Annotated in this window: 25 protein-coding genes; 21 read left to right on the forward strand and 4 right to left on the reverse strand. The window is 55.0% G+C overall.

Features of this window, described 5'->3' with window-relative positions; all coding sequences use genetic code 11:
• The first annotated feature begins 13 nt into the window (after nucleotides 1-13).
• From ACFSX3_RS02570 to ACFSX3_RS02610, 9 genes are all read left to right on the forward strand, one after another.
• Entirely contained in the window at nucleotides 14-895 is an 882-nt protein-coding gene (locus ACFSX3_RS02570; protein ID WP_039297521.1) for a carbohydrate ABC transporter permease, read from the forward strand.
• 122 nt (nucleotides 896-1,017) lie between these two features.
• Nucleotides 1,018-2,742 carry a sensor histidine kinase gene (locus ACFSX3_RS02575; protein ID WP_209991069.1) on the forward strand — a complete coding sequence of 575 codons (1,725 nt, stop codon included), beginning with the start codon at nucleotides 1,018-1,020 and terminating at the stop codon, nucleotides 2,740-2,742.
• A 146-nt stretch (nucleotides 2,743-2,888) separates the two neighbouring features.
• Entirely contained in the window at nucleotides 2,889-3,485 is a 597-nt protein-coding gene (locus ACFSX3_RS02580; RefSeq protein WP_209991068.1) for an RNA polymerase sigma factor, read from the forward strand.
• Nucleotides 3,448-3,741, forward strand: a complete 294-nt coding sequence (locus tag ACFSX3_RS02585) for a hypothetical protein (RefSeq protein ID WP_209991066.1) — start codon at nucleotides 3,448-3,450, stop codon at nucleotides 3,739-3,741. Before ACFSX3_RS02580 ends, ACFSX3_RS02585 begins: the two co-directional genes overlap by 38 nt.
• Before the next feature lie 31 nt (nucleotides 3,742-3,772).
• Nucleotides 3,773-4,648: an ABC transporter ATP-binding protein gene (locus tag ACFSX3_RS02590; protein WP_209991064.1), complete on the forward strand. Its 876-nt coding sequence runs from the start codon at nucleotides 3,773-3,775 to the stop codon at nucleotides 4,646-4,648.
• Nucleotides 4,645-5,877 carry an ABC transporter permease gene (locus ACFSX3_RS02595; protein ID WP_209991062.1) on the forward strand — a complete coding sequence of 411 codons (1,233 nt, stop codon included), beginning with the start codon at nucleotides 4,645-4,647 and terminating at the stop codon, nucleotides 5,875-5,877. The genes ACFSX3_RS02590 and ACFSX3_RS02595 overlap by 4 nt, the downstream gene beginning before the upstream one ends.
• Nucleotides 5,874-6,506 carry a hypothetical protein gene (locus ACFSX3_RS02600; RefSeq protein ID WP_209991061.1) on the forward strand — a complete coding sequence of 211 codons (633 nt, stop codon included), beginning with the start codon at nucleotides 5,874-5,876 and terminating at the stop codon, nucleotides 6,504-6,506. Before ACFSX3_RS02595 ends, ACFSX3_RS02600 begins: the two co-directional genes overlap by 4 nt.
• 273 nt (nucleotides 6,507-6,779) lie before the next feature.
• A complete protein-coding gene (locus ACFSX3_RS02605; protein ID WP_209991059.1) occupies nucleotides 6,780-9,212 on the forward strand; it encodes a PAS domain S-box protein in 2,433 nt (810 codons plus the stop codon).
• Between the two features lie 146 nt (nucleotides 9,213-9,358).
• On the forward strand, nucleotides 9,359-9,754 hold the full coding sequence (locus ACFSX3_RS02610) for a NusG domain II-containing protein (RefSeq protein WP_379258854.1): 396 nt from the start codon (nucleotides 9,359-9,361) through the stop codon (nucleotides 9,752-9,754).
• Here the strand turns inward: ACFSX3_RS02610 and ACFSX3_RS02615 are convergent, their stop codons facing one another.
• The 3 genes from ACFSX3_RS02615 to ACFSX3_RS02625 are packed head-to-tail and all read right to left on the reverse strand — an operon-like array spanning nucleotide 9,755 to nucleotide 12,708.
• Nucleotides 9,755-10,612 (reverse strand): TIGR03943 family putative permease subunit, encoded by an 858-nt coding sequence (locus tag ACFSX3_RS02615; RefSeq protein WP_209991055.1) that lies wholly within the window; start codon nucleotides 10,610-10,612, stop codon nucleotides 9,755-9,757.
• Between the two features lie 37 nt (nucleotides 10,613-10,649).
• Nucleotides 10,650-11,639 carry a permease gene (locus ACFSX3_RS02620; RefSeq protein WP_209991053.1) on the reverse strand — a complete coding sequence of 330 codons (990 nt, stop codon included), beginning with the start codon at nucleotides 11,637-11,639 and terminating at the stop codon, nucleotides 10,650-10,652.
• 31 nt (nucleotides 11,640-11,670) lie between these two features.
• Complete coding sequence (locus ACFSX3_RS02625; protein ID WP_209991051.1) at nucleotides 11,671-12,708, reverse strand: CobW family GTP-binding protein; 1,038 nt, start codon at nucleotides 12,706-12,708, stop codon at nucleotides 11,671-11,673.
• A 215-nt stretch (nucleotides 12,709-12,923) separates the two neighbouring features.
• Between ACFSX3_RS02625 and rpmG the strand changes: the two genes are divergently transcribed.
• From rpmG to ACFSX3_RS02665, 8 genes are all read left to right on the forward strand, one after another.
• The gene (gene rpmG / locus ACFSX3_RS02630) at nucleotides 12,924-13,073 is read left to right on the forward strand and encodes a 50S ribosomal protein L33 (protein WP_036702285.1); all 150 of its coding nucleotides are present in this window, start codon (nucleotides 12,924-12,926) and stop codon (nucleotides 13,071-13,073) included.
• Nucleotides 13,074-13,121: 48 nt separating this feature from the next.
• Nucleotides 13,122-14,330: a GTP-binding protein gene (locus ACFSX3_RS02635; RefSeq protein WP_209991049.1), complete on the forward strand. Its 1,209-nt coding sequence runs from the start codon at nucleotides 13,122-13,124 to the stop codon at nucleotides 14,328-14,330.
• 449 nt (nucleotides 14,331-14,779) lie between these two features.
• A complete protein-coding gene (locus ACFSX3_RS02640; RefSeq protein ID WP_209991047.1) occupies nucleotides 14,780-15,487 on the forward strand; it encodes a metal ABC transporter ATP-binding protein in 708 nt (235 codons plus the stop codon).
• Nucleotides 15,433-16,266, forward strand: a complete 834-nt coding sequence (locus ACFSX3_RS02645; protein WP_209991045.1) for a metal ABC transporter permease — start codon at nucleotides 15,433-15,435, stop codon at nucleotides 16,264-16,266. Before ACFSX3_RS02640 ends, ACFSX3_RS02645 begins: the two co-directional genes overlap by 55 nt.
• 24 nt (nucleotides 16,267-16,290) lie before the next feature.
• Nucleotides 16,291-17,484, forward strand: coding sequence for a metal ABC transporter substrate-binding protein (locus tag ACFSX3_RS02650; protein ID WP_209991043.1), 1,194 nt, complete (start codon nucleotides 16,291-16,293; stop codon nucleotides 17,482-17,484).
• A gap of 21 nt (nucleotides 17,485-17,505) precedes the next feature.
• Nucleotides 17,506-17,775: a 30S ribosomal protein S14 gene (rpsN, locus tag ACFSX3_RS02655; RefSeq protein ID WP_076078385.1), complete on the forward strand. Its 270-nt coding sequence runs from the start codon at nucleotides 17,506-17,508 to the stop codon at nucleotides 17,773-17,775.
• A 152-nt stretch (nucleotides 17,776-17,927) separates the two neighbouring features.
• Nucleotides 17,928-18,347: a DUF6157 family protein gene (locus tag ACFSX3_RS02660; RefSeq protein WP_209991041.1), complete on the forward strand. Its 420-nt coding sequence runs from the start codon at nucleotides 17,928-17,930 to the stop codon at nucleotides 18,345-18,347.
• A gap of 50 nt (nucleotides 18,348-18,397) precedes the next feature.
• Nucleotides 18,398-19,021 (forward strand): class I SAM-dependent methyltransferase, encoded by a 624-nt coding sequence (locus ACFSX3_RS02665; RefSeq protein ID WP_209991039.1) that lies wholly within the window; start codon nucleotides 18,398-18,400, stop codon nucleotides 19,019-19,021.
• Between the two features lie 115 nt (nucleotides 19,022-19,136).
• On the opposite strand, the gene ACFSX3_RS02670 is transcribed toward ACFSX3_RS02665, so the two are convergent.
• Nucleotides 19,137-19,721 carry a helix-turn-helix domain-containing protein gene (locus ACFSX3_RS02670; RefSeq protein ID WP_036702276.1) on the reverse strand — a complete coding sequence of 195 codons (585 nt, stop codon included), beginning with the start codon at nucleotides 19,719-19,721 and terminating at the stop codon, nucleotides 19,137-19,139.
• A gap of 199 nt (nucleotides 19,722-19,920) precedes the next feature.
• Here ACFSX3_RS02670 and ACFSX3_RS02675 point away from each other — a divergent pair, with 199 nt between their 5' ends.
• The 4 genes from ACFSX3_RS02675 to ACFSX3_RS02690 all read left to right on the forward strand — a co-directional run bounded on the left by ACFSX3_RS02675 (nucleotide 19,921) and on the right by ACFSX3_RS02690 (nucleotide 22,157).
• Nucleotides 19,921-20,208: a Dabb family protein gene (locus ACFSX3_RS02675; protein ID WP_209991037.1), complete on the forward strand. Its 288-nt coding sequence runs from the start codon at nucleotides 19,921-19,923 to the stop codon at nucleotides 20,206-20,208.
• A gap of 219 nt (nucleotides 20,209-20,427) precedes the next feature.
• Nucleotides 20,428-20,868, forward strand: a complete 441-nt coding sequence (locus tag ACFSX3_RS02680; protein ID WP_209991035.1) for a DUF86 domain-containing protein — start codon at nucleotides 20,428-20,430, stop codon at nucleotides 20,866-20,868.
• 44 nt (nucleotides 20,869-20,912) lie between these two features.
• Nucleotides 20,913-21,578: a helix-turn-helix transcriptional regulator gene (locus tag ACFSX3_RS02685; RefSeq protein WP_209991033.1), complete on the forward strand. Its 666-nt coding sequence runs from the start codon at nucleotides 20,913-20,915 to the stop codon at nucleotides 21,576-21,578.
• Between the two features lie 99 nt (nucleotides 21,579-21,677).
• Complete coding sequence (locus tag ACFSX3_RS02690) at nucleotides 21,678-22,157, forward strand: YtxH domain-containing protein (RefSeq protein ID WP_339223967.1); 480 nt, start codon at nucleotides 21,678-21,680, stop codon at nucleotides 22,155-22,157.
• Nucleotides 22,158-22,232: the final 75 nt, after the last annotated feature.

Consider the following 22,232-nt stretch of genomic DNA (forward strand, 5'->3'; position numbering starts at 1 on the left):
GAGGTGATTTGCTGTGATCCGCGGAACCAACCGGACTGTTGATTTTGTGATTTATTGTATTCTAACCGTGATTGCTTTTCTCTCCTTGGCCCCCGTACTGAATACCTTGGCTATTTCGTTCAGCGGCAAGGTGGCGGCCATGTCGGGTCAGGTCTTCTTCTGGCCGGTTGATTTCAATCTGGAAGCCTATAAGTCGGTTATCAGTGACCGGAGCTTCTTCACTTCCTTTGGCGTATCTGTGAAAAGAGTGCTGCTCGGAGGAGCCATTAACCTGCTGGTTACCGTGCTGATGGCCTATCCCTTATCGAAATCGAACAAACATTTTCCGGGCAGAAATATCTATATGTGGTTCGTTATCTTCTGCATGCTGTTCAACGGCGGGCTGATCCCGTGGTATATGACGATCAATACGTACGGGCTGCTCGATTCGATCTGGGCGCTTGTGCTGCCTACCGCTGTTCCGGTATTCAATGTGATTCTGCTGATGAACTTCTTCAAGGGCGTTCCGAAGGAGCTGGAGGAGGCTGCCGGGATGGATGGGGCGGGGGCGTGGAGAACGCTGGTGACGATTTATATCCCCATCTCCCTGCCCTCACTCGCGACAGTCACCCTGTTCTCGGTCGTCGGCCACTGGAATGCGTTTTTTGACGGGATGATCCTGATGAACCACAAGGAGAATTGGCCGCTGCAAACGTATATCCAGCAATTGATTATCAGCGTGAATTCAATCATGAACACCACAGACCCGGAAGAGATCAAACGTCTGTCGAATATGTCGAGCCAACTGCTCAATGCGGCGAAGGTGATGGTCTCGATGATTCCGATCATGCTGATCTATCCGTTTCTGCAGCGGTATTTCGTCAGCGGAATCGTGCTCGGTGCCGTCAAAGAGTAAGCGTAAACTGCATGTAAGCGGGTGTCCCGTAAGCCGGAAACGGCTGGGGACACCCCTTTGTTGTTTGGGGGAAGGGCTTATGCGGGGCCGCTGCTTTTTCAGATTGTTATTTGCCGGGGGCAATGCTACGTTATAAGGACAAGAGGCTAAAGACAGGAGGGGTAGATCTGGAGCGATTGGGCCGGTTCATCAGGAATTTAAGAATTAAGCATAAGCTGTTTGTCTCTTATCTGCTCGTTATCATTATTCCGCTCAGTGTGCTTGGCTGGTATTCGTATGACCAATCCAGGAATCTGCTCGTTCAGCAGGCCCGGCTGACCTTAACCGACAATGTGTCGGAGATCGCCGCCAATCTGGATTATAAGTTCGGCAAGCTCAATGCCGCGCTGGACTCGTTCACCTTCAACTCCAGTGTGGTGTCCGTCTTCAACAATGATTACTCCGATAATTATTATTATATGTACAATGATCTGAACACTATCGTGGAGCCGCTGTTCAATACGCTTCTGTTCCTGAACGAAGAGATCCGCCAGCTGACGGTGTATACAGGGAATAACATCACGGAACGGAAGAATACGATTCTGCCGATTAGCAGCGTATCCGGGAAGCCCTGGTATGAAGCGGCGATGGCCAGCGGCCAGACGCATTGGATCAAGGAGGGCACGGCCTTGTCCGCAGTGCGGAGAATGGTGGGCGGCTCGGGAACGCAATATGACAATCTGATCTACTTGGGCTTTGACAGCAAGGAGATTTTTGCGGGTCTGACCAATGTGGTCTCTGGTGAGTACGGCGTCCTGGTCGAGAATGGAGCGGGGGAGCCTGTGTATGACTATCACAACGGGCTGCCGTCCTTCGAGTCGGCTAAGGCAGCGGAAGAGCGTGCAAGCGATTTCATTGTGATCTCCCAGGCGCTGGGCGTGACGGGCTGGAAGCTTGTCTTTTATATGCCCAAGAATTCGATCGGTGTCGATGCCAAGACGATTCTCCGCGCCACCATGCTCACGGTCGGGATTTGCCTGCTGATTCTGGTGCCTGCGGTCTGGCTGTTGTCCAATGCATTCGTGAGAAGGATCTACCGTCTGAACCGCACGATGAAAAGGGTGACCCGCGGGGACCTGCATGTGGACATTGTGGTCGATTCCAATGATGAGGTCGGCGAGCTGACCTCGCGGTTCAAGGATATGCTGCAAAGTCTGAATGAGCTGTTCAATGAAGTCTACCGCAGCAAGGTTGTGCAGAAGGACGCGGAGCTGAAGGCGCTGCAGGCCCAGATCAATCCGCATTTCCTCTATAACTCTCTGTCGCTGATCAACTGGAAGGCTATAAGCATTAAAGCCTATGACATCAGTAAAATCACCACAACCCTCTCGAAGTTCTACCGGACGACCCTGAACAGGGGGCAGGATGTGATCAGCGTTCATGATGAACTGGAGAATACGAAATCTTATATTGATCTGCAGCTGATTATGCATGACCACAGCTTCGATGTAGTGTACGAGGTGGACCCGGAGGTGCTTGGCTATCATATGATCAAGCTGATTATGCAGCCGATTGTAGAGAATGCGATTGAGCACGGCGTAGACAACAAGCGGGAGGGGCGCGGCAGGATCAGCCTGCGGGCTTGCTTCGAGGAAGATACGATTGTATTCAGCATTGAAGACAACGGTCCGGGAATGACCCAGGAGACGATGGATACGGTATTAAGCAGGCAATCCAAATCGTATGGACTGTTCAACGCCCAGGAGAGAATCCGGATTTATTTTGGCGAGGCGTACGGGATCACGATCCACAGTGAAATCGGCCAGGGTACGGCCGTGACGGTGAGAATTCCCAAGAGGACCACGTGAAGGATGGAACATTATGTCCGCAAGACTGTAACCTTTTGCCTTACTTGAACGAATAAGCAGTAGACGGCTGGGCAGGAGAGGAGGCGTGTGAGACGAACGGGAGCGAAAGTGAGCGAGGAGAAGGTCCGGTCACGGCGGATGAGGTAGTGGCTTCTCTGCTGGATGAAGAGGCGGTGCTAATCAGGTTCAGGGAAGGGAGCCGGGAGGCGTTTGAATGGCTGGTCCGGCAATACCGGGAGCCTGCTGTGCGGTTTGCGTACCACTTGACCGGGGATTATCATACCGCCGAGGATCTGGCGCAGGACTGCTTCGCCTATCTGCTGGTGTACCCGGAGAAATATGATTACCGGGCATCCTTCAAAACCTATCTGTTTACCATTCTCCGCAACAAGAGCATAGACTCGGTCCGTAAGCGTGCAAGGCAGCAGAGCTTGCCGTATACGGCGGAGAGCAGCAGCGTACATAACCCGGATGAGGGGAATCCTGAACGGCTGGCCATCATCCGGGAAGAGGATGTGGAATGGCGCAGAAGATTGCATAAGATGAAGCCGGACTACGGACAGGCGGTCTATCTGGTGGATGTGGGACGGATGTCTTATGAACAGGCGGCTGCAGTGATGAGCCGGAATCAAGTGAGCTTCAAGGTGCTGCTGCACCGGGCGCGCAAGAAGCTGAGGCAGATCTACGACAAGGAGGAGGGGGATTGTGAAGTCAAACGAACAGGAGCAGCTATTTCTGGATGAGGTCTACCGCAAGGCCCGGCTGCTGGAATACGACAAGCGTGAAGCTCAGAAAGTGTTGTATAACCGCAGGGTGCTGGCCAGACGCAAGATTCTGACAGTCTCAGGCATCACAATCGTTACAGCCATATTTGCCCTGATGATTCGGATCGGTAAGGTGGATCAATGGCTGTGTGTTCTGCTGTCGCTCCTTCTGATTACAACAGGTCTGCTGGTCGAGAAGCTTGAATTGCTGTGGAGTCTGGAGAACGACGGATGAACGGGAGTTGCAGGAAAGGGAGAGAACGGAAATGGAGCTAATTATTAATCATTTGACCAAGACTTACGGAAGCAAGACGGCACTGCAGGATATCAGCTTCCGGGTAGGCGAGGGCATTCACGGCCTGCTGGGGCCGAATGGGGCAGGCAAAACTACGCTGATGCGGCTGCTTGCCACCCTATTAACGCCAAGCTCAGGAACGGTAGAGATAGGCGGGGTTCCCTTGCAGGATAAAGCCCGGGTGCGCGAGCTGGTCGGCTATCTGCCGCAGGAGTTCGCCTTCTATCCCGGAATGACCGTCTATGAGGCTATGGATTATCTTGCGCTGCTGTCCGGGATAGGCGGCCGTTCCGAGCGGAAGCGCAGAATAGATGATCTGCTGGAGCAAGTGAACCTCATGGAGCAGCGCCGGACCAAGGTCAAGGCGCTGTCCGGCGGGATGAAGCGGCGGCTGGGCGTAGCCCAGGCCATGGTGCATGAGCCGAAGCTGCTGATTGTCGATGAGCCGACAGCGGGGCTGGACCCCGAGGAGCGCATACGGTTCCGGCGGCTGCTGGGACGGTTCGCCGAGGGTAGGATTGTTCTCCTGTCGACACATGTCGTTGAAGATGTGGAATCCACCTGCGAGCAGATGACTGTACTGCAAAAGGGAAGTCTGCGGTATCACGGCAGAATAGGCGATCTTACCGCCGCTGCGGCCGGCCGTGTCTGGATCGCTGAGCTGGACCGGGCGCAATGGGAGCGGGACCGCGACCGCTTCCCGGTACTGTCTGCCGTGCCGGAGGGCGCAGGCATGCGGGTCCGGGTGTTGGCCGGGGAGCAGCCCTTTGCCGGGGCGCAGCAGACCGCACCGTCCATCGAAGATGCATACCTCCACCTGATGCGCAGGGAGGAATCCTACGTATGATGGCATTGATCGGCAAAGAGATGCGCATGACCCTGCGCAGCCTCGTATTCTATCTGTTTGTGATCGCCAGCGTGTTCTTCTATTTCACCTCTTATGCTACGGAGGAGACCTGGGGAGAGGTTGGTCCCCCTGCTGCCAGTGTTACCCCGCAGAACTTAGGGACTGCGGAGCAGCCGTATTACGGCTGGAAACAGCCGGATAATACGCTGGAGCTGGCCCAAAGAATGAAGAGGGAAATAGGCTTCGATCTGAATGCGGGAACCACGGATAAGCTGAAGCTGGGGTTCCCCTTAAAGAGCAGGCTTACGGCAGATGAGCAGGAAGCCCTGACTCAGGGTGTCTCCAAGCTCGATCAGATCCTGGAGGCTCCGGACAAGTACACAATGGCGGATGTATACGCTGTTGCCGGGGAAATCGATAAGCAGCTTGGCGGAAACAGCATGTACAAGGCGGGTCTTAGGGACTATAGTTACCCTATTGAGTCCTACGAGGAAGCTGTGAAGGCGCAGGAAAGCATTCTTTCCGGTTATAACGCCAAAGTAAACGCCGGTGAACTGCTGCCCGGAGCCGCACGTTACTTCAGTGACTATATGTCACTGCCGGCAGGGATCTTCCCGGTCTTTCTGTCCGCCTTCCTGCTGCTGCGGGACCGTTCCAGCCGGATGAATGAATTGATCTACAGCCGCAGGGTCTCCCCGTGGGTGTATGTCGGGTCCAAGTTTATCGCCCAAGGGATCATGCTCTCCCTTGTCTACCTCATTCTGGCTGTCATCGGGGGCTGGCAGACGGTGCATACACTTGGGCTTACAGGTCAGACGGTGCAGGCAATCCCGGTCTTTCTCAGCTATACCGCCTGGTGGCTGTTGCCCACCCTATGGGTCTCGGTAGCCTTCGGGATGTTCGGCTCCATGCTGTTCCGCCGGGGCATTGTGCCTATTGCCCTGCAGATCGTCTGGTGGTTCGTATCCGTACTGCCGCTAATGGGCTCTTACGGACTGAACCGGCTGTTCATCCGGTTCAACTCACCGGATGACTATCAGCTGTACAGAGGCTGGGCGGATGAGATTGCGCTTAACCGCAGCTTCTACCTGCTGCTGGCTATTCTACTTACCGCCGGGGCAGCCTGGCTCTGGGAAAGAAACCGCAGCCGTATGGATTCGGCACAGTCACTTGGCAGGAAAAAGACGAAGCGGACTCCGGCGGTCCCCGCACCCGGAGCACTGAGATGAGCCGGCAGATCATCGCTCCGCTCGCCCGCTACAACCTCAAGCTCACAGTACATTATTCCTGGTTATTGTCAGCAGCACTTCTGGTTGCTATACCGATATTCATTGAGCCTGTGCTAATGGACAGGCTTCAGGTGGCTAAGCTGGGAGAATTACTGTTCAGCCTGCTGGGACTGATAGTCTACCCGCACCTGGGTCTGTTGGAGGATGGAGGCATCCAGGAGGTGCTCTATGCCAAGCGGGTACGTCATCTTCCGTTATTTCTGTTCCGCTGGCTGCTTACCGCTCTCTATATCTTCCTCGCAGCTGCTGCTTTGTTCACCTGGATACATGGACACGGCGCGGATTTCGAGCTATGGCCGATGGTGGGAGGGGCGGCAATCACCGCCCTTATGATCGGGTCAGCCGGGCTGACCGCCACCCTTCTGGCCGGGAACCTTTCGGCTGGATATATTGCCGGCTTCGCTTGGTATCTGCTGGATTTCACCACCAAGGGCAAACTGACCGGACCCTTTTACCTGTTCGGCCTGCTTAATGAACCATGGGATAACGGTAAGTGGCTGCTTGCCGGTCTATCGCTGACGTTGGCACTCTTCTGTGCCTTCTGGCTGCCGCGCAGGAGACTGGACTAACCTATAACCTCCGCCTTGACGTCATGAAAGTGACCAGGGCGGTTTTTTGATAGAATTTATATGTTTTGGGGTCCCCGCAAAGTACCTGAGTCATCATCGAAGCTAAAGCCCCACTTTGTGGGGTCATTTTGTGTGTGGATATGCACGTTTCCGGCGGCAAGCTTGCCCTGTGCATCTTCATTAGAGGGACTTTAGGTCTGGAGCATATTTTCCGAAAAAAAGGTATAATGTTACTAAATTATGTCCCCCACTTTCTCAGAGGAGGCTCTAGCTTTGTCCGACACACTATTTAAGCACTTGTACTTGCGGTCCTCAATAGGATATGCGGCAGTATCCATTACGGATGGTACTATGCTCATGGCCAACCCTGCGCTTTGCGGGATGTTGGGATACACCGAGACCGAACTCAAGGAGCTGCGTTACCAGGATATCGTCTATCCGGACGAAGGGTATACCCTGGATCACGGGCAGATGATGAATGATATAATAAGCAGCCCAGATAGGGCTATAGATACCGAAAAGCGGTTCTTACATAAGAATGGAGAGATGATCTGGGTTGCCCTGCATCTCTTTCTGATCATTGATGAACAGACCGGCCGTCCCTCCCATCTGATTGCGGAGCTGACGGAGCACACCCCGGATAGGATTTCATTCGCCGTTCTGGGCGGAACGCTGCCCGGCAATGCAGCAAGCGACCGCGAAGCGGATGCGCTGGAAATGACCGGGCGCCGCCGGATGGAAGAGCAGCTCCGCGAGAGCGAGAGCCGCTACAAGTCGCTTTTCGAATACAATCCGTCTGCCATCAGTGCCATGGATCTGCAGGGGTACATACAGTCAATGAATGCCAGTCTGGAGCAGCTGACCGGATACAGCAGGGAGACCCTGATGCATTCCAGTTACTGTGAGATTATTGAAGAGGATGAGCTGGAGCATGTGAATATGCGGTTTCTGGCGGCAGCCGGAGGCATGGCCCAGACCTTTGACACCCGGGTGATCCGTCACGACGGGGAGAGAGTGGAGGTGGGGATGATTTATGTCCCTATGCTGATTGATCATGAGGTGGTCGGCGTATTCGCCATTATCAGTGATATTACAGAGCCTAAGCGGTATCTGGAGCAGATTGAGAAGCTTAGCTATGAGCATGCGCTGATCCTGAACTCCGTGTCTGAGGGGATTTTTGGCATGAATCTGGAGGGGGAGACCGTATTTATCAATCCCGCTGCGTCTGTCATGCTCGGATATAACCCTGGGGAGCTTGCCGGCAATATTAAGCTGCATACGATAGCGCAGACCTGGATGGACGGCGTGCTGTATCCCGGAGGACACCGGACGCTGGCGGAGCTGCTCAAGACCAACCTCTCTTATGAGCAGGAGCAGGAAGGGATCTTCTGGCGTCAGGACGGCTCCAGCTTCCTGGTCAAATACCGGATGACGGCACTATATGATAACGGCGAGCACAAGGGTGCGGTGGTGGTCTTCCGGGATATCACCGAGGAGAAGGCCGTGGAGCGTGCCAAGGATTCCGCGGAGAAGGCCGACCGGGCCAAGTCGGAGTTTCTGGCGATTATGAGCCACGAGCTGCGCACGCCGATGAATGGAATTATCGGGATGGCCGATCTTTTGTCGGGAACAGAGCTTACGGAGGAGCAGCAATATTATACCCAGATTATTATTAAAAGCGGCGGCGCGCTTGTACATATTCTCAACGAGGTTCTGGATTTCAGCAAGATTGAATCCGGTATGATGACGCTGGATCTGCAGCCGGTCGATATCCGGCAGGTGGTCCAGAACGTATGCGAGCTTTTTTATCCGCGTATCCAGGAGAAGGGGCTGATTCTGCGCAGCGATATTGAGCGCAACGTTCCGGCGGTTGTCATCACCGACGAAACCAGGCTGAGGCAGGTTCTGGTGAACCTCGTCGGCAATGCGGTCAAGTTCACGGAAGAAGGCGAGGTCGGCGTCTGCGTGAAGCTGGAGGCTGCCGGGGAGCCGGGCACACTGATTCTGAGGTTCTCGGTGACCGATACCGGGATTGGCATTCCGCAGGGCAGCCAGAACCTGTTATTCCAGTCCTTTTCCCAGCTTGACCCTTCGATCAACCGCAAATACGGCGGGACAGGACTGGGGCTGGCGATCAGCAAGAAGCTGGTCGAGCTGCTGGATGGTGCGATTGGTGTGAACAGCGTCGAAGGGGAAGGCTCGGAGTTCTACTTCACCATCGGCGTGATGTATTCGGTGGAGGAGTCCGGCCAAGCGCTGCTGGGGGGAGTTGCTGCTGCTCAGGAGTATAAGGGCGGAATCTTCAATCTGGATCGTCCCGAGGGTCAATACGGTCCGTTGTCCATTCTTGTCGCGGAGGATCATCCGGTGAACCAGCAGATCCTGCAGACTTTTCTCAAAAAACGCGGCTACACCTCAGACCTGGCAGTGAACGGGGAGCAGGCGGTAGAAGCGGTACGGTCCCGGCATTATGATCTGGTGTTCATGGATATTCAGATGCCGGGCATGGACGGGATTGAAGCGACCCGTCTGATCCGCGAGGCGATGGGGCTGTCCCCGGTGATTATTGCCGCCACCGCTTTTGCCCGGAAGGAAGATGAAGAGATGTGCCTCCGGGCAGGTATGCAGGACTTTATTCCCAAGCCGATCCGTGGCGAAGAGCTGGACAGAGTGCTGAGGGAATGGTCCGGCAGCATCCGCAGATAATCTTGTAACATAAAAGGCCAGATAGCTGGCAGGCAAAGCAAGTGTTTTTCACGTTGACAGCTTTACCTTGTCTGCATTACTATTATATAAATCGTAAACATTACGAATATATAACGGTAAGCGAAAGGGTCAACAGAGTGAAAACGATGAAGCGCGGAGATTTCCTGCTGATTCTCATTGTCTTGCTGGCCGCCGGCTCCATCTACGGCTACAAGTGGTTCTCTAACCACAATCATCCGTATAAGCAAGGGGAGCTGGAGGCAGTAATCACAGTGAACGGCAAAGCCTACAAGACTGTCCAGCTGACCAAGGAAGAGCAGATTATTGATATCCGCACTACATATGGTCATAACACGCTGAAGGTATACGATTATGGTATTCAAATGACCTATTCCGATGCTCCGCTGACCATTGCGCTGGACATGGGATTCATCTCCAGGCCGAAGCAGCAGATCATCTGCATTCCGGCCCGTCTCCTGGTGGAAATCTCGAACCCGGACTCTTCGCTGGAGGATGACGATGCGCTGGACGCAGTCATCTAGTTAAGGCTGCAGCTCTTTCCATGCCGCTGCGGCATCGGCATTCGTATACACATAAGGTGTGGACGGCGCTGCCACTGCGGTTATACTCTGCGGAGCGATCTGCAGGGTCTCCATTCCCTCACGGAGCGTCACATGAAGCTTGCCCCGAACCTCAATCCAGGTATCGGCGGGCAGGCTTATTTGTGTACCCGGCGCAAGAAGAATGCCGAAGGGGGTGGCATCTGCCGTACAGCATTGAACCAGGAAGCGGCTGACTGCATAGCCGGATTGGCCGGACCCCTGCGGCTCGTGGTACAGGAAGCCGGATACGGAGATTTCCTTGCCCTCGAACTGCGATTTGTAGAGATTAAGGGCGCCCAGCGTTTCCGAGAAAATCTCAGGGAACACAGGGATGACGGGCTGCCGGTACAGCTGACCGGCCAGCTCTGCAAATTCGGCCTCATAAGGGTTGGCCGGAGTGAATCTGTCCCCGGTGGCGGACTCTACAGCAGTGTATGACAGGGCAAGGCCTTTCTTGGCCGCTGCGGCACTGCCGAGTGCCCGGTCGGGCAGCAGGAAGCCGAGCAGCAGCGGAAGCAGGAACAGGCTGTACAGCGCGGAGCTGCCCAGGATGGAGCGGGGCAGGCGGTGCTCACAGTCGCAGAGGGCGGAGCTTCTGCCCAGCACAGCTTGAAGCCCCAGGCTGAGCGCCATCAGGGAGAGCGGAACCGGGCATAACCTGATCCAGCGGGCCAGCTTGGGCGCAACATAATAATGGAGCGCGTCCTGCTGGACCAGATGTCCTATATAGAGGGCGAAGGCGAGCAGAATAACCGCCCTGAGTACATAGTGAAACCGGATGCTCCCGGAATTATTCATGCAGATCCTCCTCCAGATATTCGGAATTTCAGTGCAGCTACAGCCAGAATGAAGCCAGCACGGAGCCGGTGAAGACGGCCGCGGCAATGAGGAAGAACAGGTACAGGGCGAATCTGGTTTTGAACAGCGAGAGCAACATCAATGCGTTCTTGAAATCGAGCATCGGTCCCAGCACCATGAAGGCGAGCAGCGCCCCGGCCGGGAAGGTATGCAGGAAGGTGGACGCAACGAAGGCGTCGGAGGTGGAGCAGAGCGAGAGTGCGAAGGCCAGTCCCATCATGAACACGTAGGAGCCGAGCGGACGGTCACCAATGGCGGACAGGCTGCTCTGATTCATGAAGGTCTGGATGCCCGCAGTCAGCAGACAGCCGATAATCAGGAATTTGCCCATCTCAAAAAATTCATCCGACGTATGCACCAGGACCGCCGCCGCCCGGCCGCCGCGCAGAGTCCCATGCTGTTCTTCCCTTTCCTCCCGGCGGATGGATAAGCGCAGCGGTGACCTGCGGACGGTCCCGTAGATGATCAGGCCAATACATGCCGCCACAGCAAAAGCCAGTCCCATTCGGCTGTAGGCCAGCTCCGGATGGGAGCGGAAGGCCGTCAGGGTTGCCCCGTAGACGACCGGATTGAGGATCGGACCGGACAGAATGAACACGATGGCGACGTAGAGCGGCATACCCTTGTGCATGAGGCGGCGGACCAGCGGAATCATCCCGCATTCACAGACGGGGAAGAGTATTCCGAGCAGGCAGCCGAAGAGTATCGCCGGAACCGCGCGGCGCGGAATCCAGCGTGAGATCAGCTCGTCCGGCACGAAGACGCGGAGCAGGGAGGAGAGCAGTGCGCCCAGCAGGACAAACGGCAAGGCTTCCAGCAGAATGCCGAGGAATGCGGTTTTGAATGTCTCTACATAGCCGTTGTCGAGCAGGCCCAGATGCCTGGGGAGCCACAGGCTGCCCGCTGTGAGCAGAAAAGCGGCGGAAAAGAGCAGCGGGAATATTTTAATCGGATTAAGGGTTGTCAAGGGTTCATCGGCTCCTTCCCGCACAGGGGTCTTAGCTGAACAAGGCCGCCCAGCTGCGGCTGATCGCCTTCTCGTCCAGATTCAGGCCAATGCAGACGATATAAGGCTGGCCCGGGTAGCTTGAAGCCTCCCAGGAGATGCGGTTACCCGCGAGCTGCACCAGTTGCACGGAATCCTCGCCTGCAAGCCGCACATGACCCTTGGCCCGGAGCAGACTGTAGCCCCATTGCTGCAAAAATTGCTCCAGCTCCTCCCGCCGGAGGCTTCCGGCCCATGCCGGGGGAACGGTTAACGTTACTGCCGCCACTTGGGAAAAAGAGCTGTCCGTCCCGGATACCGGCTCATGTACTGCCGTTGCACTGCTGCCGCTGCTACTGCCCGTGTTCATCCGCTGGAGGGCGGCACCGCTGACATTGCCGGGGCCGCGCCGGGGAGCAGAATCCTTCAGTCCGCGCACGGCGATGCCTGTCAGCAGCGGCGCGAGATTAATCTGACTGTAGTGGGTGAAGACAATTTCGGATTCCGAGTTTTGCTTGTAGACCATTTTCTCGATCTTCCACAGGGTCTCCGGTTCAACCAAATCGCTTTTGTTGACGATGATGAGATCGGCGGTGGTGATCTGCTGGCGCAGCGTGCGGACGAGCTGCTTGTCGGATGAGAAGCGGCTGCTGTACTCCAGGACATTCTCCGCATCCAGCAGCGTGACGGCGTGGTGCAGCTGCAGCCGGTCTGCCAGCGGCGGTGTAAGCAGTGACCTCACGATCTCGTCAGGATCGGCTACTCCTGTAAGCTCGATGTAGATGATGTCCGGGCGGCGTGCCAGCAGGGCGGTCAGGCTGCGCGGCAGCTCCTCCTTGCGGCTGCAGCAGATGCAGCCGTCCAGCAGCTTTTCCACACGGGTGCCGGTACTCTCCTGCAGGATATAGCCGTCCACATCCTTTGCGCCCAGCTCATTCATGATTATCCCCGGGTTCAGGCCCCTCCGCTTGCTCTCCTTCAGCAGACTCAGCAGCAGGGTCGTCTTTCCGCTCCCCAGAAATCCGCTCAGCATAATCACAGGTATCTTCATCGCTCACTCTCCCGCTCCAATAGTACCGTCCCCATAAGAAGGCGGCCAAGCCGTTTTCACTTGTAATTCCATCTATACGTCAAGCTTCTTCAGGAAAGACCACTAATCTAAGAGAGCCCGAATGTTCCGGGACAGCTGTTGACAGCGGGGGGCCGGAGCATGTAGAATGTGTAAATCGTAATAATTACGATTAAACAGAAGGGAGCTTGATTGAAATGAGAGTAATCGTTACCTTGGCCTGTACGGAGACGGGCGACCGCAACTATACCACCACGAAGAATAAGAGAACGACACCGGAACGTCTGGAGATGAGAAAATATTGCCCGCGCCTGAAGCGCATCACGCTGCACCGGGAGACCCGCTAAGACGCTTAGCCGCGCTATTGTGAAAATATAATGTACAAGGAGACTACTATGGACAAAATTCCTGTAACGGTGCTAAGCGGATACCTTGGTTCCGGCAAGACGACACTGCTCAATCATATTCTGCATAACCGTGAGGGCCTGAAGGTGGCCGTTATCGTCAATGATATGAGTGAAGTGAATGTGGATGCGAATCTGGTGAAATCCGGCAGTAGCCTCTCCCGCACAGAGGAGAAGCTGGTGGAGATGTCCAATGGCTGCATCTGCTGCACCCTCCGCGATGACCTGCTGCGCGAAGTGAATCATCTCGCCTCGGAGGGGCGCTTCGATTACATTCTGATCGAATCCTCCGGCATCAGCGAGCCGGTCCCGGTGGCCCAGACCTTCACTTACCCGAACCCGGAGCTGGATATCGACCTGACGGAGCTGGCCCGGCTGGACACGATGGTGACGGTGGTCGATGCCAACCGCTTCTGGCATGATTTCGCCTCAGGCGACAGTCTGCTGGACCGCAATATGACGGCGGGCGAAGGCGACTTCCGGGATATCGTTGATCTGCTGATCGATCAGATCGAGACCTGTGATGTGCTGCTGCTCAACAAGTGCGATCTGGTGGAGGAGCAGGAGCTGAACAGGCTGGAGGCGGTTCTGCGCAGACTTCAGCCGCGGGCGAAGATCATCCGTACGGTAAATGCACAAGTGGAGCTATCCGAGATTCTGAATACGCGGCGGTTCGATTTCGAACAGACTAGCCAGTCGTCCGGCTGGATCGCTGAGCTTGCCAAGGAGGAGCACACACCAGAGACTGAGGAATACGGCATTACCTCCTTCGTCTACCGCCGGAGAGCACCGTTCCACCCGCAGCGGCTGAGCTTCTTCTTCAGCAACTGGCCCACTGAGGTCGTCCGGGCAAAAGGACTGGTCTGGCTGGCAGCCAGCGGTGATCTGGCAGCGACCATCAGCCAGGCGGGGCCGTCCATCCAGTTCGGTCCCGCCGGTTACTGGCTGGCTACCCTACCGGAGGAACAGCAGCAGGAGGTGCTGGCTGCGGAACCGGATGTGCTGGCGAAGTGGGACGAGCAGTGGGGCGACCGGCTGAATGAGATCGTCTTCATCGGAGTCCAGATGAACCGTGAGGATATCGAAGCCCGCTTGGACCGCTGCCTGCTGACCGCAGAGGAGATGAAGCAGGACTGGACGATATTCAACAACCCGCTTCCTTGGCAAGTAGAGGAGCTGCTTGCTGCGGGACAGGAATAGCGGCTTCTGTAAATGAGAGTCTGGAAAGCCGGAATCCTTTGTGCGGATTCCGGCTTTGTGCTGATTAGGGATTAGGTGCAGGTGCACATAGGCCGAATGAATGCAGCCTGAATGGCTTGGATTTCGATGTTTTGCCGCACGCAGGTTCGGATCGAGTAAAGTTAATCAGTGTGATTACGATTAATTTGTTGTTTTGGGTTTACAAATCGTAATGATTACGATAATATCAATGAAGTTGAAACATAATCGTAAGTATTACGAATAGATAAGAATAATTTAGTTAAGTTAGTGCCGTGGAACATACTTGGATCAAACCAACAAGTGTCAAACAGAAGACGCGGCAGTAACTACGGCAGCAGCCGTAGGACCAAGCACGGGATCGAGCACAGAATCATGCACGGGAGCGTGGTGGCAGTGCCACTGCGGGCAGAAAGAAAGGGGGAGGAACGATGATTTTGTCATCCATCAGGGATGTGGTGTTTGGTTACGGGGATGAGCCGGTCATTGACCGCTTGTCGCTGGATCTGGAGGCCGGACAGTTCATTGGGATTACCGGACCGAACGGAGCAGCGAAGACCACGCTGCTGAAGCTGATGCTGGGCTTGCTGAAGCCTTGGAGCGGAACGGTTACTCTGAACCGGGAAATTACCGGAGGGAGCAGGCTGGAAATCGGCTATGTACCGCAGCAGGTAGCCTCCTTCAATGCCGGATTTCCGAGCAAGGTGATTGAGCTGGTCCGTTCCGGCTGTTATTCCAGGCTGGGGTTGTTCCGCCGCTTCACTAAGGAGCAGGAGGCACTCGTAGAGAGCAGCCTGCGGCAGGTGGAGATGTGGGAGTACCGTAACCGGAGAATCGGCGAGCTGTCCGGCGGGCAGAAGCAGCGGATCTGCATCGCCCGCGCGCTGGCCCAGCAGCCGCAGGTGCTGGTGCTGGATGAGCCGGTAACGGGGATGGATGCTGCCAGCCGCACCGGATTCTATGAGCTGATGCGGCATTATGTCAGCCGGCATGGCCGGACTGTCATTATGGTTACACACGGCCTGGAAGAGACAAGTTCCTATCTGGATACCGTGATTACACTGGAACGCAAGGAGCAGGAGGGTTGGACATGCTTGGTTACGAATTCATGCAACGCGCATTTTGGGCAGGAGGCCTGATCGGGCTGATCGGACCACTGCTGGGAGTCTACCTGATGCTGCGCAGGCAGGTGCTGATGGCCGATACGCTGTCTCATGTCTCCCTTGCCGGAGTTGCACTGGGTTCCGTGCTGGGATGGAATCCAGCTCTGAGCGGCTTCGTTGTAGCTGTAGCAGGAGGATTGATCATTGAACAGCTGCGCCGCTCTTACCGTACATACAGCGAGCTTCCGGTAGCCATTATTATGACCTCCGGCCTGGCGCTGGCCGTCGTGCTGATGAGCCTGAAGCAGAATTTGACCAAGAGCTTCAGCTCTTATCTGTTCGGCTCCATCGTTGCTGTAAGTGATACTCAGCTTAAGCTGATAGCCGTGGTGGCCGCAGCCGGTCTACTCTACTTCATCATTCTGCGCCGCCCGCTGTACAGCCTGACCTTCGACGAAGAGACCGCCGCTATCAGCGGTGTCCATACCGGATGCTTGTCCTTCTCGTTCGCTGTACTAACCGGCATGACCGTTGCCGCAGCCATGCCGGTGGTGGGAGTGCTGCTCGTATCCGCTCTGATTGTGCTGCCCGCTTCCATCGCGCTGCGGATGGCCTCAGGCTTCACGGCAGCTATCATAATCTCCGTCAGCGTGGGGCTGACCGGTGTGTTCAGCGGGCTTACAGCTTCCTACTATATCAATACGCCTCCAGGAGGCACGATTGCACTCATTCTGCTGGTATTTCTGCTGCTGGCCATTGCGGTGCAGAAGCTGATCAGGCTGCGCAGCCGCAGCCAGTATTCATCTACAAACTAATGAAGAAAAGGGGTCTTACAACATATGATAAAATTCAAATCCATAGCAAAGTCCAATTCGGCCGCACAGTCCACATTCAGAATCCGTCAGCTTGCCGCCTTGTCCCTGACCGCCATGCTGGTGATCTCCGGCTGCGGTAACAACACTGCATCGAAAGCCGCTTCAACCAGCAGTCAGGGGGCTTCACCATCGGCTGCGGCCGAAGCTTCATCTGTACCCGCAGCGGATAAATTGAATATTAAGGTTAGCTTTTACCCGATGTACGAATTCACGAAAAGCATTACCGGCGACCTTGCCAATGTGGAGGTGCTGGTCCCGCCCGGAGTCGAGCCGCATGACTGGGAACCGACTGCGAAGGATATGGCCGATATTTCGGATGCAGATGTGCTTGTCTATAATGGCGCAGGCATGGAGGGCTGGGCGCAGCAGATTGTGGACGGTGCTGCCGGAAGTGATCTGATTACGATAGAGGCGAGTAAAGGACTCCAGATTATTGAAGGAACAGAGCACGAACATGAACATGAACATGAACACAGCCATGAAGAGGAAGCTGCGGCTGAAGCAGACCACGATCATGAACATCAGCATGAGGAATCCGCAGCTGAAGGAAGCGGTCACGACCATTCCCATAATGATACAGCTGCCGGTGAAGCAGACCATGACCACGATCACGACCACGACCACGATCATGGCGGTCTCGATCCGCATGTCTGGCTGGACCCGGTGATGGCTATCAAGGAGGTCCGCATCATTGAAGCAGCACTCTCCGCAGCTTTTCCCGGAAATGCAGCCGCCTTCCATGCTAACAGCGATGCTTATATAACCAAGCTGGAGAAGCTGGATCAGGATTTCAGAGCCGGGCTTCAGAACACGAAGCGTAAGGATTTTATTACCCAGCATGCCGCCTTTGGTTATCTGGCACAGCAATATGGCTTGACTCAGGTGCCGATTGCCGGATTGTCGCCGGAGCAGGAGCCGTCTGCTGCACAGATGGCCAAGATTGTGGAGTTCGCCAAGGCGAATAAGGTGACTACGATCTTTTTCGAGACCTTGGTCTCCTCTAGTGTCGCCGATACTATTGCCCAGGAAATAGGAGCCAAGACCGCCGTGCTGAATCCAATCGAAGGATTAACAGAGGAAGACGCTGCTCAGAATCTCGATTACCTGAGTCTGATGAGGCAGAATCTTGAAGCGCTAATCCAGGCGTTGAACGAATAAGAACGAAGGAGCTGATCTATAGTGGCCAAGAAATCAAAGGTTGTAAAGGAACAGAAGCGGCAGGAGCTGGTGGCGAAGTACGCTGACAAGCGCAGAGAGCTGAAGGCGGCGGGCGATGTGATGGCACTGCAGAAGCTGCCCCGGGATTCCTCAGCCACCCGTCAAAAGAACAGATGCAGCGTGTCGGGCAGACCGCGTGGCTATCTGAGTACATTCAAGATATCCCGGATCGTCTTCCGGGAGCTGGCGCATAAGGGGCAAATTCCCGGCGTTACCAAGTCCAGCTGGTAGGCTGTTAACTTCATAGATGCTATAACGGCAAGACGGCTGATCTCTCTGTGCTTCAGGAGACAGCCGTTTTGCTGTGTCCATAGACTTTGCCGGATCGGGCAGAGTGGATTATGATAGGAGAATAGTATTGTCCTACTGAAGGAGGCTTACCTATGAGCTATACCGATACTTTTATCCGGATTGCTGAAGATTGCCCAGTGGAGACCGGCACCATCCCTGTATCTGATCGTCTGCTCCCGCCTGCTCATGTCATCCAGTATCATCTGCTGGCGGGCTCGCCTTACCGTTATAACCATGAAGAACTGCTATACCAGGTGTATGTGCGGCACAAGGCAATTCCAGAAGCGGAGCATGAATCACGCCGGGAGGAGATCTGGACGGCGCTGTTCTCGAAGAATCATCCGTGCCTGCGGGCCTCCATGCTGCCCAAGAAATACGGCTGGGGTGTCCATTACGATGCTGAGGGGAAGATCGCACTCTATGCCAAAGAGTCTCCAAAGTATGATTATTACACTACCAAGGATGAAGCCGGAGTGAAGCTGCTGAATGCCATGCGGAATAAGCGGAGTTAATCTTAGGACCGCGCAGGATCATATTCTGAACCATAGAAAGAAGGAGCTGCATGACCGGGTACTGGAGTAAAAGATTTGCGCAGGAGGGGATGATCTGGGGGAGTGAGCCAAGCACGACCGCAGCATGGGCGAAGCGAAAATTCCAGGAGTCAGGAGTATCCACTGTGCTCGTTCCGGGTGCCGGGTATGGGCGGAATACCAAGGTATTCTCTGCTGATTTTACAGTATACGGCATAGAATTAAGTAAACCAGCGCTTGAGCTTGGCGCAGCATGGGACCCTGGAACTAGCTTTATTGCAGGCTCGGCACTGGAGCCGCAGCTGGGGCAGCCTGTGGATGCCGTTTACTGCTACGATGTTCTGCATTTATTCCTCGCGGGGGACCGCCGCAGGCTGATTGAGGCCAGTCTCAGTCAGGTCAGAACTGGAGGACTGCTCTACTTCACCAGCTTCTCCGATGAAGACCGCCATAACGGCTGCGGACGAGAGCTGGAGCCGGGTACTTTTGAATATAAAGAGAATAAATATGCCCACTTCTTCAGCGATGCCGATTTGCGGGAGCATTTTGCCGGGACAGAGATTCTGGAGACAGGTTCGTTTACCGAATCACTACAGAGCCCGCAGGGCGGGACTCATCAATACATACTAAGAACGATCCTTGTGCTCAAACGGTAACTGCCTTCTGCTTAAGAAACGCCAACATGGCCCCTCCCTGCGGCGAGAAGGACCTTACTGTGAACCTGATGCTGTACGTGATCCCTCTGCATCCAGCGGCTTCCTATTAATGAAGTTAATGCAGCTCGCAGTCGGCGAACAGGATATGCCGCGGAATGCGGAAGAAATTCTCGGCCTTCTCCTGTAGAGCCAGGGTAGGCAGATGGCAGTGGTGCAGCCACTTGCGGAAGGTACCGGGATGGACGCCGATCCAGATGCTGACATCGGTTACAGAGAAATCATAAACCATGCAGAGTCCGGTCAGAATCGCGTTGTGCTGCGGTGAATGGGCGAGCGTTCTTTTCATGAAACGGGATGGGGTCGGCTGGCACACAATCGGACTTTGCCGCAGAAGAGCTTCATTGAACAGGATATGGGGCGGATAGCCTAAATGGCGGCAGACCTTGTCCAGATTGGTTCTGGAGGGAATGCGTCCTTCATAGACCCATGCGCTTACGCTGCGTGAGGAGACGGAGAGCTCTTCTGCGAGCCGGGAGAGCTTCATGTCCTTGGCCATCAGGATGGCCAGCAGAACGCGGTTGCGGATCTGGCTGCGTTTGGGGCGGCGAAATCTTTTGACCCGTACGCCTTGTCCAAGATATTTGCGGTTGATCAGAGACCAGGCCTGAATTTTATGTGTTTCTTGCTGATTTTTAGCCATAATACCTCCGGGTGTACTGATTTAATGAAGTGACGTATCATCTAGTTTAACTGTTATGACTTTACCATTTCATTACGGCATTCGTCCAGAGTGCAAAGCTCCTGTTTTGGTCATGAACCAAGATTGTTTCAGTAATGCAGCGGTTTATGATATATTTTGAGTAATCCATTTCACATTAATCAGGCTGGGAGCGGGATAGATGATCAAGCATATTGTTTTCTTCAAATTAAAGGACCGGTCCCCGGACAAGGTCGCAGAGACGGTTGCAGTCCTCCGTAATATGGAAGGAAGAATTCCGCAGCTGCTGTCCATTGAAGTCGGGGCCGATCTGATTCACTCGGAGCGTTCGTTCGATATCGCCCTGGTCACGGTTGTTGCCTCGATGGAGGATTTGCAGGCGTATCAGGTGCATCCGGCCCACAAGGAAGTCATTGCCTATATCAACGAGGTCAAGGAGCTGTCAATAGCGGTCGATTACGAGATCTGAGACTGCAAGTACTTGCAAGGCTGGAACCCATTAATCACGGAAAGCGGTGAGCGGAATGCGCGAGCTTGAGTATCCGATGGAAGCTTTGACGTATTTGATTGTTTTTATGGCGGCATGTGTCGTGATGGTGTTCTGGCTGAAGCGCCGGGGCAGGCGGGGGAAATAACGGCAGTTCATGTTAGGGAAGGTCAATAAATACCGCAGGGTGGAGGGTCAGCTGTGTATTATGTCAACCGGAAGCAAATAGAAGTTATACTTGAACAGATTCCTGATCTTAAGCGAGGTCTAGCACATGCAGCTTCTTCCTGGGACGGCAGTACGCTGCTGGGTCTGGTGCAGGAACGGTGTCTACATCTGGCCGTTGAAGTCGTGACGGATGTGGGCAGCTGTCTGATTGACGGGTTCATTATGCGTGATGCCGGAAGCTACGAGGATATTATATCTATTATTCATGAGGAAAAGGTGCTGGGAGACAGCGGGATCTACGAGGATCTGACTTCACTTGTAGCCTTGCGCAAGCCGCTGGTTCAAGATTATTTTGTGTGGGAACGTAAGAAGCTGCACCCCATGACTCTGACGCTGCCGGATATTCTGGAGAAGTTCGCCTGCGAGGTGCGCAGGTATCTGGATCAGGAGCTGGGCAGCGGGGTCACGGGCTAGCTGAAGCCGGAGCCGTGTGCATATAGACAGAAAGGAGGTCCTTTATGGCGAAGAAGAGTCAGGAGAGCGGTTCAACCCGGCGGATGATTATGACCCTGCTGAAGAAGAGGGGGCCGCTGACCATTGGCGCTCTGGCGGAAGAGCTGGGCATTACCGAGATGGGTGTCCGCCGCCATGTGCTTCAGCTGGAGCAGGAGTCGCTTGTAAGGACCAAGGTCGTGCGCCAGGCGATGGGACGTCCGATGCATGTATATTCGCTTACTGAGCGGGCGGAGGATCATTTTCCCAAAAGCTATCACAATCTGGCGCTGGAGCTGCTGCGGGAGCTGGATCACGGGAGCGGGGTGGATGCGGTCAATATGCTGTTTGAAGGCCGCAAGCGGCGGATGCTTGCCCAGTACAGTAAGGTGACGGAGAGCCGTGAGCTGGAGGAGCGGGTTGCCGAGCTGTCAACGATTCAGAATGCCGGGGGCTACATGGCGGAGTGGAGCAAGGAAGAAGACGGTTCATATACGCTGCGGGAATATAACTGTCCGATCCGCCAGGTGGCAGCGGAATACCGCAAGGCTTGTGAGTGTGAGCAGCATTTGTTCGAGGAGCTGCTGGAGGCGAAGGTGACCCGCAGCGAGTGTATGGCGGAGGGCGGCCAATGCTGCCGGTATGCAATCACGCCGAATCCCAAGCAGAAAACTTCCGAAATCAAGGGCTGAGCAGTCACAGGACATCCTCTCTATGCTTATGATATAGCAGAAATAGGCGATCGCCCGGGTGGCCGGGCAGAGGCACAATAGAATCCAAAGGAGAGATTGATGATGAAAAAAGATAACAAAGGCTTGCTCTGGGGCGTACTTGCCGGAAGTATTGTAGGATCGGTGACAGCGCTGCTGTTCGCCCCTAAGCCGGGTAAGGAGCTGCGCAAGGATATTGCCGAAGGTACAACGGAAGCGGTGGATAAGGTTCAGGTGATTGCCGGCCAGGCTGGCGAGAAGACTACAGAGATCTACGGTAAGGCCAAAGAAGCAGTAGTCACAGTGGTAAGCGAAGTCAAGGAATGGAGCAAATCCGTCAAGGATGCGGTGGAAGAAGCAGATGTGGCTACCATAAGTGGCATTGCGGAGCAGGCTGTGGAAGTTACCGATGCAGTGGAAGCCGTACGCGATGAGGTGGCTGCATATGAGGCTGCTGAGGAAGCGGCAGTGGTGGAGGCTGAAATCGAAGCTGTGACTGGTACAGATGCTGCTGTAGCTGAAGCTATCGAGGACGGCAAGACGGCAGGGAAGCTGTCCTAAGCTTGATGTAAAAGGTATGGAGCCGTTTTCCGCTGCACTGGCGGGAGGCGGCTTTTGCGTGTTACGGCAGGCTTC

It is taken from the genome of Paenibacillus rhizoplanae, assembly GCF_042684125.1.
In the GTDB taxonomy this organism is placed as follows: Bacteria; Bacillota; Bacilli; order Paenibacillales; family Paenibacillaceae; genus Paenibacillus_AQ; species Paenibacillus_AQ rhizoplanae.